Source organism: Candidatus Cryosericum septentrionale, from assembly GCF_003570995.1.
Lineage (GTDB): Bacteria > Caldisericota > Caldisericia > Cryosericales > Cryosericaceae > Cryosericum > Cryosericum septentrionale.
Map to the genome: position 1 here is coordinate 100,010 of NZ_QXIY01000002.1, position 15,108 is coordinate 115,117.

A 15,108-nucleotide genomic window follows, 5' to 3' on the forward strand; every position below is an offset into this window, starting at 1 on the left:
GGAGTCTACAGGCTTTTGCGCCCCACACAAACACGTGTACAATGGATTTCATACTATCTCATTGGAGGTTCCCCGTGCTGATCCAGGTGGCTATCAACAATATCGAAAGCATTGAGGAAGGCGAAGAGATTCTCAAGAAGTGGCACTACCACCTTGACGAGGACCAGTCTCACGTCGTCGTGGAGCGTGACGTCGACGGCGTCACCGTTCGCATCTCGGGGTTCCATCCGTGGGCTGACGAGATGGGAGAGGACGGCGAAGAGTGCTCCTGCGGCGGCGGCGATTGTTGCAAGGAAGGCGACGAGCACACCGAGGGCGGGTCCTATTGCTGCCAGGGCGGAGATGACGCCGCGGATGGCAAGGACAAGGAAGCCGAGGACGACGAGGGCGAGGAGTCCGAGGTCATCTATCTTGGCCAGGCCCTGTTCATGCCAGCCGAGGACCAGGCTCGTGTTTTGGCCAATGAACTGATGGACGACGACTACATCGGTACGGTATCCGTTTCCATGGCCGGCGTCGAGCTCACCGACACGGATGCATTCCGCGCGCTGCCTGCGGACACAAAGAATGCCGTCATCGTTGCCATCGAGGAACTCGGCGACGCTGAGGCGTATCTCTCGATGTACGAGGTCATGGGGCTCAAGGACTAGGAACATCATCTGTTCATGAGTATTCTTTCGGCAATTAGTACGTTGGTTACCGCCCCTTCGGGGGCGGCAGCGGGTTTTGTGCTCAGGTTCCCCCTAAGCGCGACAGTCAACGCGATCGCAGTCGTGATCGGCAGCTTGGTCGGCATGCTCGCCGGCAAGTTTCTCAAGGAGGACACCCGCAACGCCATCTTCATCGCGAATGGGCTGGCGACGCTTTCCATCGGGACTGGCATGGCTCTCAAGACGGGCAATGCCGTCATCATGGTCATGGCTATCGTGAGTGGTGTCGTCGTGGGAGAGATCCTGCGGCTCGAAGACCGGGTCGACGCGGCGGCCGAGCGCTTCCAGAAGCGGCTCCATGTCGCATCTGGCAGCCGGTGGGCAGAGGGGCTTGTCACTGCTTCCCTCATCTACTGCATCGGCCCCATGACCATCATTGGTTCCATCCAGGAGGGGATGACGGGCAATGGCACGCTCATCTACACGAAGTCCATCCTCGACCTGGTCATGAGCATATCGCTCGCTGCGGCGCTGGGCAGCGGCGTGGCGTTCAGCGCCATCCCTGTATTCATCATCCAGGGAAGTCTGACCCTGCTGGGTTCCGCGCTGGGGTTCCTGATGCAGCCCTACATCCTGGGCGAGCTGACGGCCACGGGCGGCCTCATGGTCATCGCTATCGGCATCAACCTGTTGGGCCTGAAGAAGATCAAGCTGGCCAACCTCCTGCCCGGCCTGATCTTCGCCGTCCTGTATGCCTTTCTTTTCCACGCCCTGAAGCTCGTCTGACCCCGTTTCTCCCGTCAAGGAGACGCCACCAGTGCGTCCGCCATACATGCCTCTCCATAACAGGAGAGCAGGGCACCCCCCTGCCAAGGAGGCACGACATGGACGAACTTGTCACGCTGATCGGCAACATTGGCTTCCCAATCGCCGTCTCTGTGTACCTGCTGACGGTATTCGGAAGCAAGCTGGACCGGATGCAGGCAAGCTTGGACCGGCTGGCTGACCTCATCCAGGCCGCTTTGCGCATCAATGGTTCGGCAGTCACGCCCTGATGCGGCCCATCACCCATATGGTTCTGCACCACAGCGCGACGGATGCGACCCTCAGGAGCGGAGATCCCGAGGGCGCTGCGCTGTGGGCTGCGATCGAACGCAATCACCAGAAGCACTGGGCGAAAACCGTCGCCGGCTACATCTGTGACTACCATTTCGGCGTCGGGCCCACCGGCGTCGTCCTCACTGGGCAACCGCTTGGCATGGTCTCATTCAACTGTGGCAATGCGCGGCTCAACGCTGTGAGTATCGCCGTATGCTTTCTGGGCAACTTCCAGGTAGCGCGCATGCCCGCGGCGCAGTACGCGGCCGGCGTGCAGCTGCTGCGTTCACTGTCCGTACAGCACAGCATTTTGCTTTCCCATATCATGCTTCACCGCGAGGTCCCAGACGAGAGGACCGGTATCCCCGGCTTCACGGCGTGCCCCGGGCGCTGGTTTCCGTCCGCGGCTATGCGGATCGCCTTTCAGGAAGACGGGGGAGGCGGCTCATCCCGTGCCGCCATGACACGGTAGTCCTGGTACCATGACAAAACCCCCGCCTGCAGGCGGAGGTTTTGTCATGTCCTGATGCGGCGCTTCAGGGACTCCTGTCGATGTAGACGCGCGGCACGCGCTTCGAGATTCCAGTCAAGACCTCGTAGGAAATGGTCCCCATGAGTTCCGCGAGTTCGTCGGCGGTGATCGAACAACCGTCTTGCTCACCAATAAGGGTCACGCGATCGCCGGGCATTGCGGCGGGGATGTCTGTGACGTCGAGGGCGCAGACATCCATACTGACACGACCCACGACGGGCGCGAACCGTCCCCGGAGGATGACATGCGCCTTGTTGGACAGTCCGCGCAGATAGCCGTCGGCGTACCCTATGGGGATGAGCGCCATATGGGTCGGCCGGTCGGTGATGAACGTCCTCCCATAACCGATGCCGTGGCCTGCCGGCAGCTCCTTGACCATTTCCAGCTTTGTCCGCAACGAGAGTACCGGGCGTACGGGGCAGGTCGGGGCAGGGACTGGCGGACAGCCGTACAGGAGGATGCCGGGGCGCACCCCGTCTAGCATGACGCCGGGAGACGTAAACATGCCCGCCGAATTGGCCAGGTGCACCATTGCCGGCTGGAGGCCGCCCGCGCGGAGCTCTCTCACGACCGCCGCAAACCGTGCTGTCTGTAGCGCCGTGAACTCCGGGTCGGATCCGGCGCACGCGAAGTGCGAATAGAGGCCGACAATGCTGACGCGCGGGACCGCAGCACTGTACAGGATCTGCTTTGTCGCATTGTCTGCCAGGACGCCTGCGCGCCCCATGCCGGTGTCGACCTTGTAATGCAGGCGCACCGTATGTGTGCCCGCCGCTGCTGCGTACATCATCGTCGTCGCCTGGTTAACCGTTGTGAGGGCGACATTGTTCGTGACGGCATACGGAACGAAGTCGGCGGGCGAGTTCCCCAGGACAAGGAGTTCCGCTGTAATACCGTTCTCGCGGAGCTCGACGGCCTCGTCGGGCGTCGCCACTGCCAGCAGCCGGACCTGTTCCTGTTCCAGCACTGCCGCAATGCGTGCTGCGCCGTGTCCATATGCGTCAGCCTTCACAACACCAATGACCTGCGTCTTGAGCGGAGTGAACGCCCGGATGGCCCGCAGGTTGTCGCGGATTGCTGTCAGATCGATCTCTGCTACGGTAGGCCGATACATCGTCGCTCTCGTCGTTTCCTCCAGATTCAGGTATCTCGTTTTCCAGCCTGATGCCATGGTACCGATGCCCAGCTCCATGTCAAGGACGTTTGGTCGGAGGTCACGTCCGGGTATACTGTCTCCATCCTGGGGAGGAATGCATGATGACGATACTTGTGACCGGATTCGAACCCTTTCGCGGCGAAGCCCTCAACCCGTCATGGGAAGCCGTCAGGCGGCTGGGCGGCGATACGGGTGATGCCCGCATCGAACGCCTGCTGGTTCCGACAACCTATGCAGAGAGTATTGGGACCGTGACAGAAGCGATCGACCGGCTTCGTCCGGCCGCTGTCGTGATGGTCGGTCAGGCGGGAGGCCGGGCTGAGCTGAGCATCGAACGCGTCGCGGTCAACTGCGACGATGCGCAGACTCCCGACAATGCCGGTGTCCTTCACGAGGACGCGCCCATCGTTTCACAGGGCCCGACCGCCTACCTGGCCACGCTGCCCATCAAGCAGATCGTTGCCAGGCTTCGGAGTGCCGGGTTCCCAGCTGCCGTCAGCAACACGGCGGGCCTGTTCGTCTGCAACCATCTCTTCTATGGCGTCCTGAACCACATCGTCATACACAATCTGGAAACGCAGGCCGGGTTCATCCACATGCCGTTCCTGCCCGAGCAGGTGGTGGGTAAACCGGGGACCCCCTCCATGTCGCTGGAGACGATGGTGGCCGGGCTCGACTGCATGGTCGCTGTCCTGACGTCGAACGCACAGCCGTAGCGGGTCTGCACAACTACACGAGTGATAGAAACACTCGACAAAGGGGGAGCCATGAAGAGGAATCGGAAACTGCTGTGTGCCGCACTTGTCGTCGCCCTTGCGCTGTTCTGCCTCGTCAGTCCGGTGGACGCCTGGAACAGCCATGGTGCCTGTACGAAGCTTATTATCAGTGATCAGGAGTGGCTCAAGACGTATGACAGCATTACCGTCACGCCGTGGACCTACCAGGACGTGGATACCGCCACAGTCGGACCCAACTTTGTCCTGCAATACATCGAGGGCAAGCCGGGCACGGTGACCAGCGCCGCGGCTATCCTGACCAACTATGCAGATGAACCCGACTGGAAGATGGATCAGGACCTCCAGCTCAGCCCGTTGCAGGCGTTGACGGGTGGTTCGCAGGGTTGGCGTCACCAATACTATGGCCTGGGCTGGCTGCGCTTCGGCGTCGCACCGTCGCGTGCGCAGTACTTCTTCGACTTGGCAGGCAAGGCAAGGGAGAAGGGCGACCTGTACTGGACCTTCCGCTACCTTGCGCGCGCGATGCACTATGTGCAGGACACAACTGAGCCCTATCACGGCGTCCCTGCGCCTGTTGGCCTCATCTTCAAGGGTATCGGCGACTTCGGCACGCTCATGGGATCAGCTACCAACCATCACTACAACCTGGAGGAGTATCAGGGTGCGATGGTTGCGCGCAACAGTCCGGTGTTTGTAACCGCGTTGCAGAACGCCCTTCCGCTGGACATTGCGACGGCAACCTCGCCAAGCTGGCTGTGCCGCCACGGCGCTTATCTGGGCAGGCCCGAGGTCCGCGAGCTGTGGCCACTGGAGACCACATTCTTCGGGGACAGTATCAACGGCAAGGACAGCTGGCTGTTCGACGCAAGCACGGTACATGTAGCTGATCCTGGCACGGTGCAGGCAACGTATGATCAGGAGATCAGTACTCCGCTGGGCTGCATGTCCAGCTACACCAAGACACTGTTTCTGCTGGCACGCCAAGAGTACGGCCTGTAACAAACCAGATCTTCACCAATTGTGAATCCCTTTGGTGTCAGGCACTTTGGGGATTCACAATTGGGAATTGGGGTCAGGTGCCGTGGATATCCTCCCACTCGGCGCGGGCCCGCTCGAAGATCTTGTCAACGGCTTCGGTGAAGCGTGACCACAACACCTCGTTCTCTTCCGGCGGAACGGGTCCTGAGAACTTCCACCGCTGCTGGAGCTTCTTGGCTTTTTCCTTGGCCTCGAACGGGTCACGCTCGTCCAGCAGTGCTTCCGCCTCGGCGCATAGCTGTTCCTTGACCTCGACGTTGTCGCCGGTCCACGAGCGGTAGAGCTCGAAAAAGCGGTCACAGGCGGCCCGATACTCCTGCCACAGGGCTTCGCCCTCGGCGTGCGCGACGGGACCAGCTCCCATGTACTGCTTCTGAAGGAGCACGACCTTGTCGCGGGCGTCGCGCCATGAGGCGCCCTTGCCGGCCTTGTCGGTCAGCTCGCGGATGAGCCGGATGACGTCGCCCCGCTTCTCGGTACTGTTGCCCCGCAGGGTTCCCAGCTTGCTGACCACAGCCTGGCAGGCGGCGCGGTATGCCTGCAGCAGGTTGGCTTCGCTGTCTGCGGCGACCGGACCCACATCCGTATACGCCTGTTGCAGTTCCAGCAGGACGGCGCGCGTTGCCTTCCAGTTGTCCAGGGGACGGCGGCTCAGCGCCTGGATGCGGGCGACGATCTTCTCCTTCTGCTTCAGAGCCTCGTGTTCCACCTCGCCCTGACGGACGTGGAAGGCAGCGAGGACGCGCCGAAGTTCACGCTCCATGATCTCATGCTGGTCGTGGGGCAATTGCCCTGCTTCGTGCCAGTCGTGCTCCTCGATGTCCGCCACTTCGCGTCGCGCTGCCTCCCATGCGAGTCCGCTCGCGGTGTCCGCCAGGGTCTCGATGCGGTGCAGCAGCTTTTCCTTGCGCGCGTGGTTGGCGTCGTACCATGCGTCCCGATGTGCTTCGAAGGCCCGCTCGGCGGCGGCAAAACGTGCCGACAGCGCCGTGTCTTCCTCGTGCCGGGCCGTTTTCTTCCACAGTTGGGCCAGCTGCTTCAGGCGCTCGCTCGAGGCTGCCCACATCGTGTCGTCTATCTCGTCCAGCAGCTGCTCGGCGCGCGTGCACAGGTACTCGCGGTACTCGTGGGTAGGGGCGCCGCGCATGCGCTGTTCATCGAACCACTGCTCCTGCCTTCGTGTGAACGTCGCCACGGCGTCGTTGAACACTTTGCGGAAGGGAGCCGTCGCTGCGTCGTCCGACCAGCCTGTCAGGCGCCACTCGTGCATGAGGCGGTCCAGTGTGGATCGTGCGTTCTTCCAGTCGGTGGACTGGGCCAGAACCACGGCTGCGGACGAGAGCTGCTTCTTGCGCTCCAGGTGCTCGGCCGCCAGGCGTGCGGCTTCCTTCTGCATGTGCGCGAGACGTGCGAGCTGTTCTTCGGCTTCGTCCCGGCCTGCCAGGGCGGCGATGCGGACGGAAGCGGCTGTCAGCCGTGGCAGCAGCTTCGCCTTGTCTCGTGCTTCGCTATACGCGTTCGCCAGGGCCGCGACGGCGTAGGAGATGGCCTCCAGCGAAGGGTCGGCCCGTTCTGTGTGGGGAACGGCGCCCTCTGCGGCAGGCGTGGTGGTCAAAGGCTTCTGCGGTGGCTTGTCCTGCCGTTTCATTGTTGTGCGGGCTCGAGCAGGATCCAGCTGTCGTTGATGCAGGAGTTTCCGTCCGGCGTGAGTCCAGGAGCGACGAGCAGGTTGACGCCCTCCACCCCCTGCGGGAGCACGACGGTCTGAGCGGCAATGCTCTTGTCCAGGTGGATGCGCACATCCAGCGAACCCTGCGCATTGCGCAGGGTCACCTTCTGGCCCTCGATCAGGCAGCGTTCGTGCGCAAGCTCCGTCGACACCGATGCCACGGGAGGCAGGGTGCGTGCCCGTGCCTGGTTTGGGTCGATGCCATTGATGTAGTCGCGCACATGCACGGTGATGAGGCGCAGCATGCTTGGGAGGGCGGCTACCTCGGGCACGCGGGAGGGGAAGTGAAACGTGCCCTGGATGCGTGGCGCTTCTTTGAGGCGCCACATGCCGGGACCCGCGGGCGTCAGCCGGGGGTCGTTCTCGACATCTGCCAGCCGCGCCCTCTCGGTGATGAACCGGTCCGGCAGCCCAAGCCGCAGGGCGACGTCCCGGACAATGTTCAACTCGTCGCGGACGCCCTCGGGCGGCTCCGCCGCCTTGTTCGTCTTCTGCAGCAGGTCATGAAAGTAGCTCATGACGTAGTCATCGCCGCGTTCCAGGAACACGGTCGTCGGCAGGACAAGCGTGCAGGCACGTGCGGTCACGCTCATGTGCCAGTCCAGGCAGACCGAGAAGGGACACTGCTCAAGAAATCTCAGCACCTTGCCGGCGTCCGGGCACTGCGACGCGGGGTTCCCCCTCACGAACATCGCAGCCTCGACGGGTGGGTCGGCTTCCAGCAGTGACGCTCCCAGACTGGGACGCGGCACGAAGCGGGTCTGAGCGCCGGGCACGGTCGCGAAGCCGTCCGGCAGCAAATTGTCGTCGTCCTGGTCGAACCAGACGCCGCCGCCGGGGACGCCGTGGTTGCCAAGCAGGAAGCCAAGCGTGTCGATGACGTGGACCAGGTCGGCGCCCCAGCGCGTCCTTTGCAGGCCGTAGCCGGTCCAGATGCTGAGGGGCGGCTGATCCACCACGAAGCCGACGAGCGCATGCAGGGCTGCGGCGGAGAGGCCAGTGGCCAACTGTGCATCCTCGGCGGACACCAGCAGACACGCCTGCCTGAACGCGTCGTATCCCTCGTGTGCCGCTTGCGGTTCGCCATGGAGGATGAGGGCTTCGTGGCATAGGTACAGGGCGAGCGTCAGGTCCGATCCTGGGCGCACGACCCACGCGGAGTCACTGATGGTCGTCGTGGGCGTGGCGCGGACGTCGATGGTCCCCAGGTGGGCACCTCGTTGACGGGCGTCATGCAGAATGGCGAGGAAGTGCACGCTGTTCTCGGCCGGGTTGCGACCCCACAGCAGGATGGACTTGCTCTCCAATGCCGCCAGCGGCTGGTCGCGGCCGACCGTGCCATAGCTGCGAGCCAGGCCGACCTTGCCCTCGGAGCCGCACAGCGACCCGGTAGCCATCGTGCTGCCCCCCAGCATCAAGGGAAGCAGGTGCTGGACCTTGTTGCCCATGAGCAGGTTACCGGAACCCTCGTAGAAGAGGAAGGACTGGTGACCGTGACGCAGGGCGGCTAGCCGGATCGCCTGTGCCGTCATGTCCAGGGCCTCGTCCCAGCCGATAAGGACGAACTTGTCGTTCCGGCGTGCCAGGGGCGACGTCAGACGGTCCTGGCCCCGCAGATCACGGACCCATCGGCGCCCTTTGTGACAGATGAAGCCACGTGTGTATGGGTTGTCCTTCCGTCCTTCCAGCTTGACGAGTCGCCCCTCGCTGCAGGTTGCGACCATGCCGCACGAGTCGGGACAGTCATACGCGCATACACTTAGATAGTTGCCATCGGCCAGCATTGGTTCCTCCACGGTTCAGGGTACCGACAGTATATCTGAGAACATCGAAGAAGGTGTAACATTCTCGGGACGGTTCCGAAAGTGTTACACCTTCTTCAAAGCTGCACCCCCGGCTGCGATGACCGGGGGTGGGTGATGCCGTTTTCGGAAGGAGAACTATGTCAGTCTGACCTCGATATCACCGCTGCCGGTGTGGACCGAGAGTTCGACGGTCGCCAGGCCCACGGGAATACGCTGCCGCTGGACCTCGACATCGACGCCTGGTCCCCTGACGGACGCCTCGCCCGACCGTGTCTCGACGTCGACCATGACGTCGTGCTGGTCAAGTTCTGCGCGCACGTCTCCGCTCGTCGTCTTCAGGCGGGCGCCGCTCTGGACGGTCACACCTTCCAGGCTCACGTCCCCGCTGAAGCTGAGGACGTCGGCGTCGTTCAGGACAGCATTGAGGACGGAGACATCGCCTGAATACGACTTGACCATGCCACGGACGGTCGAGTTCCGGATGTCGACGTCGCCTGATTTGCTCACGATGTCGCCATTCACGAGGCACTCGTCCAGGTCGACGTCACCCGACGTCGACTGTGCGGACGTGAGGTGTGTCAGCGTGCTGGCGTCGATGTCGCCGGATACGCTGCGCACGACGACTTCGCCCTTGAGATTGCTGAGCGTGATGTCGCCCGAGACGGTCTTGAGCTCGCATGGCATGTCGGCAGGCACCTCGAGCTCCACCGGCTGCCCGTCGCTGCCAAACCCGAGACTGAACGAGAAGCCATGGAATTCGCCTGCCGTCAGCCTCGATTCGACCTCGACAACGTCACCGTCCTGGCTGGTACGGATGCTGGGCTGACCCCGGACGACCCGGACAGCTGGGAGCCCCTGGACGCCGCGTACATGCAGGTCCTCAGAGATCAGGCGTACGGTCAGACTGTGACCCACGGCTTGCGGAGCCGGTGTGGGAGTCATCGGCTGAGCAGGGGGCATGGGTGCCGCACGTTCAACTGGCAGACGAGGCGCTTGTGGGACCTGCGGCAGCTCGTTCTCGACCGTGCCGAGAGCAGCCAGCAGTTCATCGTATTGCTCCTGCGTAATAAGTCCTTTGTTGTTCAGTTCACTCAGTCGTTCCTTTGCCCGGCTCATCGCTTCCTCCCTTGATGGTTTTCAGGACCGCATCGACGCTCAAGTCGCCAGCTTCCAGCTTGTCCAGCAGTTCCATGACGTCAGGTTTGCGTGCGGTCTTCTCGGCAGACTTGTCGTCGCCGGCCAGTGCCAGCGCCGCAAGTACCTTGTCCAGACGGCCGCGCACGGTCGGGTAGGACAGGTCCAGGCGGTCCTGGACTTCTTTCAGATTCCCGCGGGCCGCCAGGAAGGTCAGCAGGAACTGCTCGTCCTCGGCGGACAGGGCCGCGAACCGGTCGAGCGGGTACGCTCCTCGCACGGTCGTACCACAGGCGGGGCAGTGCAGCTCGGAGATCTCCAGCTGTGACCCGCAGGACGGGCACGTTGTCGGGAGACGCTTCATGGCGCCCTCACTCGATGCTTAGGACGACGGTGTCTCCGTCTCCCGTATGAACGGTCATGAGTTCACCGACGAAGGCAGGGTCCGCAATCAGACGCTTGATCTCCTCGGTGTCGATCGGGACCTCCTTGCCGTCGAGGTCGATCGTCGCCTTTCCTCTCCGGGCAAGGATGTTCAGGCCAACGCCCACAAGCGCCATAGGAAACCCCAGGTCGACGTGTTTACCGTTGGCTTGGTCGACGTGGATCCGGAACGTCCTGCGTGTGCGAGGCTGTGTTCCCTGGATGGATGGGCGGGACAGCCCGGATTCCTGCGGCTCGAGGGTCGCGAGTAGTTCGTCTGCCTCGGCACGTGAGAGCTTGCCTTGTTGCACCATGCGTTCGATCTTCTCTTGTTCTTGCGACATGTTGTCCTCCCGCTCTCGGATGTATGGTCAGTCTTTGATGATGTATTCGCGCTTGCCACTGACCGTCCAGAGGACGTTAAACAGCAGCGCCGCCGTTGTCGTGTCCAGCCGGCCACCATACATCATGTCCATCAGTCTCGTCGTCGTGTCGGTCATCTCGTGCCTCCTGGTAGGATTTTGCTCACTTACAACTAAATAATATTAAGTCGCGAATGAATGTCAAGAGGCAAGTCATGATATAGTGAAGAAGACGTGAACGCACTCAATGTCAGAGAAATACTGGCCTCAGCACAGATCATGCGTCCACAGGGTCTGTTCACTCGCAATCCATATTATTCATGTACCACGCCTTGGCATGGTCGAGCCGCTCAGGTCCGGGGTACCGTTCTTGTGGACGTGGAGAGCGTGGGCGTCCCTGAGTTCGCTCAGGACGTGCTTGCTTTCCTGCCCAACCCTGCCGACGCCGACCGCACCCGGCTGTTTCCCGAGTTCATCCAGACGGCGCCGTGTAGGTCCGAACCCTGTTTGTTGGTGGAGTTGTATCGGCAAGAACGTCGCCCTTCCCGTTGATTCATTTCAGAATGTGGTATAATAAACAAGAAATAATCGGGGTCATTGTCGAGGCTGTTTACCCGCATATGGAGTGAAGCCAGGCCCTTTCCAGTCGGAAGCAGGAAATGAGTGATAAGGAGATGATGGCGATGCCGGATACTGTTGCTTCGAGCCTGTGGTTGTCCCTTGTGGACATGCTGGTGGTGTTTGCGGTCTTGGCGTTTCTCATGTTTGTGTGCTACGGGTTGAAATTCTTCAGCCGTGGGTCCCTGGATAAGGGGTCCGCTGACGACGACAGCCGGGTCGGCGCCGTGGCAGATGAGCCTACCTGCAAGCTCCCGATGATTCAACCCGCGTCTGCAACCGGGGAGGGCTCCGAACGGGTATCAGCGATGCCGGCCATGGTTGACCCCGGTCAACTGAGGACAGATGGTGCGCTCAGTGTTGGCCGGAGCGAGGGAGGCCTCAGGACGGCGACCGCGCAATTGCGCATCTTCAGAATCACGGTCAATGGGAAGGCGTTCGAGGTGGAGGTCGAGCAGGCGACTGGTACACAGCCTGTAGTACAGTCTGTGAGTCAGGTCGCGGCAACTCCTGCGCCTGTTGCACAGCGGTCTGTGGTTGCCCCTGCGTCTCCACCCGCCGCACCTCGTCCTGTACCCTCTGCGCGCGCGAGTGACGCGTCCAATCTCATGAAGTCGCCGTTGCCCGGCAAGATCCTCAAGGTATTTGCCGCGCCCGGCAAGGCGTTCAAGCGGGGTGACACGCTGCTTACCATCGAAGCAATGAAGATGGAAAACGAGATCCTCGCCCCGCGTGACTGCGTGGTTGGCGAGGTCCATGTCGAGGTCAACCAGTCCGTCAAGACGGGCGAGCCTCTCCTGAGGATAGAGTAGAGCCATGAGCATTATTCTGTCTGCGATCAAAAGCTTCAGAAGCTTCTCTGGCATCTACAACTTCAGCGTGGGCAACGCCATCATGCTGGTCGTGGCCTGTGTGCTCATGTATCTGGCTATTGCCAAGGATTTCGAGCCGATCTTGTTGCTGCCGATTGCGTTCGGCTGCTTTCTCGCCAACATCCCGGCGGCCAAGGGCACCTTCTTCAGTATCAACCCCGCGTATGTCCGTGACCTGACTGGCACCGTCAAGCCGACGGCCCTGCTCGATTTCTTCTATTTTCTGGTCAAGTCCGAGATCCTGCCTCCGCTCATCTTCATGGGCATCGGCGCCATGACAGACTTCGGGCCGCTGCTGGCCAACCCCGTGTCGCTGCTGCTGGGCGCGTCTGCACAGTTGGGTGTCTTTGTCGCCATGGTCATCGCCAAGCTGCTGAACTTCACCATCGCCCAGGCAGGCGCCATCGGCATCATCGGAGGAGCCGACGGGCCGACGGCTATCTATACCGCCACGAAGCTGGCCCCGGAGCTGCTGGGTCCCATCGCGGTTGCTGCGTACACGTACATGTCCCTGGTACCGCTGATCCAGCCGCCCATCATGCGGCTGCTGTCCACGCATGAGATGCGCAGCACGGTTATGGAGCAGCTGCGCCCGGTCGGCAAGCTCGAGCGTATCCTGTTTCCCATCGTCACCACCTTCGTCATCGCCATCCTGCTGCCACCGGTCGGGCCGCTCGTGGGCATGCTCATGCTGGGCAACCTGCTGCGTGAGAGCGGTGTGGTGGAGCGGCTCAGCAACACGGCCGCCAACGAGCTCATCAACATTTGTACGATCTTCCTGTCGGTCGCCGTGGGCGCGTCCATGAACGCGGAGTCTTTCCTGAACCTCAAGACGCTCTACATCATCGGCCTTGGGGTTATTGCCTTCGGGTTCAGCACGGCGGGTGGCATGCTGCTGGGTGATCTCATGTGGGTGCTGTCCGGACACAAGATCAACCCGCTCATCGGGTCAGCCGGCGTGTCGGCCGTTCCCATGGCCGCGCGCGTCAGCCAGAAGGTCGGGCAGCAGGACAACCCCGCCAACTTCCTCCTCATGCATGCGATGGGTCCCAACGTCGCCGGCGTTATTGGTACTGCCGTTGCTGCGGGTATCATGATCAGCCTGCTGCATCACTAGAACGAGAGCGAGCCATCAATGGCGAGGCCGGCAGCTGTACGCTGCCGGCCTTTTTGCTATTCTGGAGTGCGGAAGGCCCGGCCGGCGATCAGGGCTGTGACTCAAATGCTTGCCGGACAGTCTCTGCGAGCTGGACGCCCTCGGTCACCAGCTCCTGGTCCGATGGGCGCACGGCCCTGGGGTCCGGGACGTACCCCAGTACTTCGCTATGCCCGACGACGGAGGCTCCGCGCGCCATCAGCCGCTTCCCCAGCCGGGCGATGGTTCCCGGGTTGGCCGCAGTCCCGCCGACGGCGACGATGAACACTCTCTTGCCCTTGAGGACAGCATTATTGATGAACGTCGTGACGGCAGGAGCTGGGTTGCCGATCCAGACCGGCGTCATGACCACGACCGCTTCAAACGGTTCGACAGTGTAGTCGGGGTCCACCAGCGTCGTCCCCAGGCGAAGTAGGGTGGCGAGCAGGGCACGAAACATTCCGCCGTTCTCCATCCTGCGACTGTCCACCAGCTCCCGCAAGGTGCCTCCGGTCGCCTGTGCCAGTCCCCGGGCGATCTGTGCGGTCGACCCCTCACGGCTGTAGAACACGATGAGTGCCTTAACGCTACTACCCCCTAAGGGCGAGCGCCGAGAGCGTTGTCGATGGCCTTGAGCGTCACCTTCGTGCTGATCGTGGCACCCGAGACGGCATCGACTGAAAGCGACTGCGCCGTGACCACCTCGGCGGCCAGCTTCGGGACTTCCGCGCCAGAGGGCTTTCCCACGTAGCTGACGTCAGTGATGCGGTGGTCCTGTACGACGACGCTCAGGCTGGCTGCTACGTGCAGGACGCGGGCGCTGCCACGGTACGTGCCGTCTGCCAGCGAGGTAAGATTGAGGGGTGCAAGTACCAGCTTGTCGGCTCCTGCCTTGAGCATCCGGGGATAGACGCCGATGACCAAGGCGAAGAGGACGATGAGGATGACGAACGTGATGAGAAGACTCTTCAGAACGGTATTGACGAGGCGCATGGTCAATCTTCCTGATTGTGGGGCTCTCGGAGCACGTCTGCAAGACGTTGACCCGCTTTCTCGAGTTCCTCGGCTGTTGCTGAAGGGCCCGCCTTGCCGGAGGAGTTGAGGCCGTGGATGTGGTGGACGCCGATGACTTGGCCGCCTCGTGCCCGAGCCATCTGCTCCAGGCGGCTCGAGGTCGCAAGGTTTTCGCCGCTCTCGCCAAGTGCCACGATCAGGACCTTCTTGCCAGTCAGGTTGACCGTCCGCAGGAACGTGTTGGCCGCCGGGGCAGGGTTCCCGATCCAGATAGGGGTCATGATCACGACGGTTTCGTAGCCCGAGACGTCATAGTCGGGGTTGACCAGGAGGGCGGACCTTCGAAACAGTGCAGCCATGGCGGCCACGAACAGGTTCGTCCGTGCGTTTGCGTCGACCAGTTCGCGCAGGGTTCCCCCCACGCCATGAGCCAGTGCAGTGGCCACGGTCCTCGTCGATCCACTTCTGCTGTAGTACACGACCAACGTCTGCATAAAACCCCCTTATGCTCGATAGTGTGGAGTCTCTCTTTTGAGTATCGTCCCTCTACCATTATTATAGAGCCGCGCCGACCACGCGCAAGAAGTCGTCTCGTATGGCCCAAATGTTGCCGCCATGGGGTTCACGAGTATGATACTTGTTGGATGAATCGTGGCAGGCATTGCCGTGATGTTCGTTGTCTTCGGCATGCTGGGGACGGTCACGGCAGCGGCCGGCTTCTTCATCCATCAGCTTCGGGATGCCGAAGAACTGCTTCCGGACGTCGTCGCGCCGGATGCGGCATGCGAGATCGCACACTGACACA

Annotated in this window: 19 protein-coding genes; 9 read left to right on the plus strand and 10 right to left on the minus strand. The window is 62.0% G+C overall.

Features of this window, described 5'->3' with window-relative positions; all coding sequences use genetic code 11:
- The first annotated feature begins 74 nt into the window (after positions 1 to 74).
- The 4 genes from SMC1_RS01180 to SMC1_RS01195 all read left to right on the plus strand — a co-directional run bounded on the left by SMC1_RS01180 (position 75) and on the right by SMC1_RS01195 (position 2,220).
- A complete protein-coding gene (locus tag SMC1_RS01180; RefSeq protein WP_119084987.1) occupies positions 75 to 650 on the plus strand; it encodes a hypothetical protein in 576 nt (191 codons plus the stop codon).
- Positions 651 to 665: 15 nt separating this feature from the next.
- Complete coding sequence (locus tag SMC1_RS01185) at positions 666 to 1,436, plus strand: DUF554 domain-containing protein (protein WP_119084988.1); 771 nt, start codon at positions 666 to 668, stop codon at positions 1,434 to 1,436.
- Positions 1,437 to 1,534: 98 nt separating this feature from the next.
- The gene (locus tag SMC1_RS01190) at positions 1,535 to 1,705 is read left to right on the plus strand and encodes a YvrJ family protein (protein ID WP_119084989.1); all 171 of its coding nucleotides are present in this window, start codon (positions 1,535 to 1,537) and stop codon (positions 1,703 to 1,705) included.
- A complete protein-coding gene (locus SMC1_RS01195; protein WP_119084990.1) occupies positions 1,705 to 2,220 on the plus strand; it encodes a peptidoglycan recognition family protein in 516 nt (171 codons plus the stop codon). The genes SMC1_RS01190 and SMC1_RS01195 overlap by 1 nt, the downstream gene beginning before the upstream one ends.
- A 64-nt stretch (positions 2,221 to 2,284) precedes the next feature.
- Here SMC1_RS01195 and alr read toward each other — a convergent pair whose 3' ends face one another.
- A complete protein-coding gene (gene alr, locus SMC1_RS01200; protein WP_207799254.1) occupies positions 2,285 to 3,394 on the minus strand; it encodes an alanine racemase in 1,110 nt (369 codons plus the stop codon).
- 140 nt (positions 3,395 to 3,534) lie between these two features.
- Here alr and pcp point away from each other — a divergent pair, with 140 nt between their 5' ends.
- Both pcp and SMC1_RS01210 read left to right on the plus strand, forming a co-directional pair.
- Positions 3,535 to 4,152: a pyroglutamyl-peptidase I gene (gene pcp / locus SMC1_RS01205; protein WP_119084992.1), complete on the plus strand. Its 618-nt coding sequence runs from the start codon at positions 3,535 to 3,537 to the stop codon at positions 4,150 to 4,152.
- Positions 4,153 to 4,203: 51 nt separating this feature from the next.
- Positions 4,204 to 5,172 carry a hypothetical protein gene (locus SMC1_RS01210; RefSeq protein WP_119084993.1) on the plus strand — a complete coding sequence of 323 codons (969 nt, stop codon included), beginning with the start codon at positions 4,204 to 4,206 and terminating at the stop codon, positions 5,170 to 5,172.
- A 73-nt stretch (positions 5,173 to 5,245) separates the two neighbouring features.
- Here SMC1_RS01210 and SMC1_RS01215 read toward each other — a convergent pair whose 3' ends face one another.
- From SMC1_RS01215 to SMC1_RS11085, 6 genes are all read right to left on the minus strand, one after another.
- A complete protein-coding gene (locus SMC1_RS01215) occupies positions 5,246 to 6,859 on the minus strand; it encodes a DUF349 domain-containing protein (protein ID WP_119084994.1) in 1,614 nt (537 codons plus the stop codon).
- On the minus strand, positions 6,856 to 8,724 hold the full coding sequence (locus tag SMC1_RS01220; protein ID WP_119084995.1) for a molybdopterin-dependent oxidoreductase: 1,869 nt from the start codon (positions 8,722 to 8,724) through the stop codon (positions 6,856 to 6,858). The genes SMC1_RS01215 and SMC1_RS01220 overlap by 4 nt, the downstream gene beginning before the upstream one ends.
- Before the next feature lie 156 nt (positions 8,725 to 8,880).
- The gene (locus tag SMC1_RS01225; protein ID WP_119084996.1) at positions 8,881 to 9,861 is read right to left on the minus strand and encodes a DUF4097 family beta strand repeat-containing protein; all 981 of its coding nucleotides are present in this window, start codon (positions 9,859 to 9,861) and stop codon (positions 8,881 to 8,883) included.
- Positions 9,833 to 10,243, minus strand: coding sequence for a DUF2089 domain-containing protein (locus SMC1_RS01230; RefSeq protein ID WP_119084997.1), 411 nt, complete (start codon positions 10,241 to 10,243; stop codon positions 9,833 to 9,835). The genes SMC1_RS01225 and SMC1_RS01230 overlap by 29 nt, the downstream gene beginning before the upstream one ends.
- A gap of 7 nt (positions 10,244 to 10,250) precedes the next feature.
- Entirely contained in the window at positions 10,251 to 10,646 is a 396-nt protein-coding gene (locus SMC1_RS01235; RefSeq protein ID WP_119084998.1) for a hypothetical protein, read from the minus strand.
- A 27-nt stretch (positions 10,647 to 10,673) separates the two neighbouring features.
- Positions 10,674 to 10,802, minus strand: coding sequence for a hypothetical protein (locus SMC1_RS11085; protein ID WP_279386556.1), 129 nt, complete (start codon positions 10,800 to 10,802; stop codon positions 10,674 to 10,676).
- A 521-nt stretch (positions 10,803 to 11,323) separates the two neighbouring features.
- Between SMC1_RS11085 and SMC1_RS10835 the strand changes: the two genes are divergently transcribed.
- A complete protein-coding gene (locus SMC1_RS10835) occupies positions 11,324 to 12,094 on the plus strand; it encodes an acetyl-CoA carboxylase biotin carboxyl carrier protein (RefSeq protein WP_207799255.1) in 771 nt (256 codons plus the stop codon).
- A gap of 4 nt (positions 12,095 to 12,098) precedes the next feature.
- Positions 12,099 to 13,271 carry a sodium ion-translocating decarboxylase subunit beta gene (locus SMC1_RS01250; protein ID WP_119085000.1) on the plus strand — a complete coding sequence of 391 codons (1,173 nt, stop codon included), beginning with the start codon at positions 12,099 to 12,101 and terminating at the stop codon, positions 13,269 to 13,271.
- Between the two features lie 88 nt (positions 13,272 to 13,359).
- Here SMC1_RS01250 and SMC1_RS01255 read toward each other — a convergent pair whose 3' ends face one another.
- Genes SMC1_RS01255 through SMC1_RS01265 form a run of 3 tightly spaced genes read right to left on the minus strand, consistent with a single transcriptional unit; the run spans position 13,360 to position 14,797 of the window.
- A complete protein-coding gene (locus SMC1_RS01255; protein WP_119085001.1) occupies positions 13,360 to 13,860 on the minus strand; it encodes a flavodoxin family protein in 501 nt (166 codons plus the stop codon).
- 26 nt (positions 13,861 to 13,886) lie between these two features.
- Positions 13,887 to 14,282, minus strand: a complete 396-nt coding sequence (locus tag SMC1_RS01260) for an FMN-binding protein (RefSeq protein ID WP_119085002.1) — start codon at positions 14,280 to 14,282, stop codon at positions 13,887 to 13,889.
- Positions 14,283 to 14,284: 2 nt separating this feature from the next.
- A complete protein-coding gene (locus SMC1_RS01265) occupies positions 14,285 to 14,797 on the minus strand; it encodes a flavodoxin family protein (protein ID WP_119085003.1) in 513 nt (170 codons plus the stop codon).
- A gap of 157 nt (positions 14,798 to 14,954) precedes the next feature.
- On the opposite strand from SMC1_RS01265, the gene SMC1_RS10415 reads away from it, so the two are divergent.
- Positions 14,955 to 15,104, plus strand: coding sequence for a hypothetical protein (locus SMC1_RS10415; RefSeq protein WP_165849114.1), 150 nt, complete (start codon positions 14,955 to 14,957; stop codon positions 15,102 to 15,104).
- Positions 15,105 to 15,108: the final 4 nt, after the last annotated feature.

Bases quoted from the DNA above. Each gene is read 5' to 3' on its own strand.
- SMC1_RS01185 (WP_119084988.1), top strand. From the start codon at position 666: ATGAGTATTCTTTCGGCAATTAGTACGTTGGTTACCGCCCCTTCGGGG.
- SMC1_RS01260 (WP_119085002.1), bottom strand. From the start codon at position 14,282: ATGCGCCTCGTCAATACCGTTCTGAAGAGTCTTCTCATCACGTTCGTC.
- SMC1_RS01235 (WP_119084998.1), bottom strand. From the start codon at position 10,646: ATGTCGCAAGAACAAGAGAAGATCGAACGCATGGTGCAACAAGGCAAG.
- SMC1_RS11085 (WP_279386556.1), bottom strand. From the start codon at position 10,802: ATGACCGACACGACGACGAGACTGATGGACATGATGTATGGTGGCCGG.
- SMC1_RS01210 (WP_119084993.1), top strand. From the start codon at position 4,204: ATGAAGAGGAATCGGAAACTGCTGTGTGCCGCACTTGTCGTCGCCCTT.
- SMC1_RS01250 (WP_119085000.1), top strand. From the start codon at position 12,099: ATGAGCATTATTCTGTCTGCGATCAAAAGCTTCAGAAGCTTCTCTGGC.
- SMC1_RS01265 (WP_119085003.1), bottom strand. From the start codon at position 14,797: ATGCAGACGTTGGTCGTGTACTACAGCAGAAGTGGATCGACGAGGACC.
- SMC1_RS01225 (WP_119084996.1), bottom strand. From the start codon at position 9,861: ATGAGCCGGGCAAAGGAACGACTGAGTGAACTGAACAACAAAGGACTT.
- pcp (WP_119084992.1), top strand. From the start codon at position 3,535: ATGATGACGATACTTGTGACCGGATTCGAACCCTTTCGCGGCGAAGCC.
- SMC1_RS01215 (WP_119084994.1), bottom strand. From the start codon at position 6,859: ATGAAACGGCAGGACAAGCCACCGCAGAAGCCTTTGACCACCACGCCT.
- SMC1_RS10835 (WP_207799255.1), top strand. From the start codon at position 11,324: ATGAGTGATAAGGAGATGATGGCGATGCCGGATACTGTTGCTTCGAGC.
- SMC1_RS01220 (WP_119084995.1), bottom strand. From the start codon at position 8,724: ATGCTGGCCGATGGCAACTATCTAAGTGTATGCGCGTATGACTGTCCC.
- SMC1_RS01190 (WP_119084989.1), top strand. From the start codon at position 1,535: ATGGACGAACTTGTCACGCTGATCGGCAACATTGGCTTCCCAATCGCC.
- alr (WP_207799254.1), bottom strand. From the start codon at position 3,394: ATGTATCGGCCTACCGTAGCAGAGATCGATCTGACAGCAATCCGCGAC.
- SMC1_RS01195 (WP_119084990.1), top strand. From the start codon at position 1,705: ATGCGGCCCATCACCCATATGGTTCTGCACCACAGCGCGACGGATGCG.
- SMC1_RS01230 (WP_119084997.1), bottom strand. From the start codon at position 10,243: ATGAAGCGTCTCCCGACAACGTGCCCGTCCTGCGGGTCACAGCTGGAG.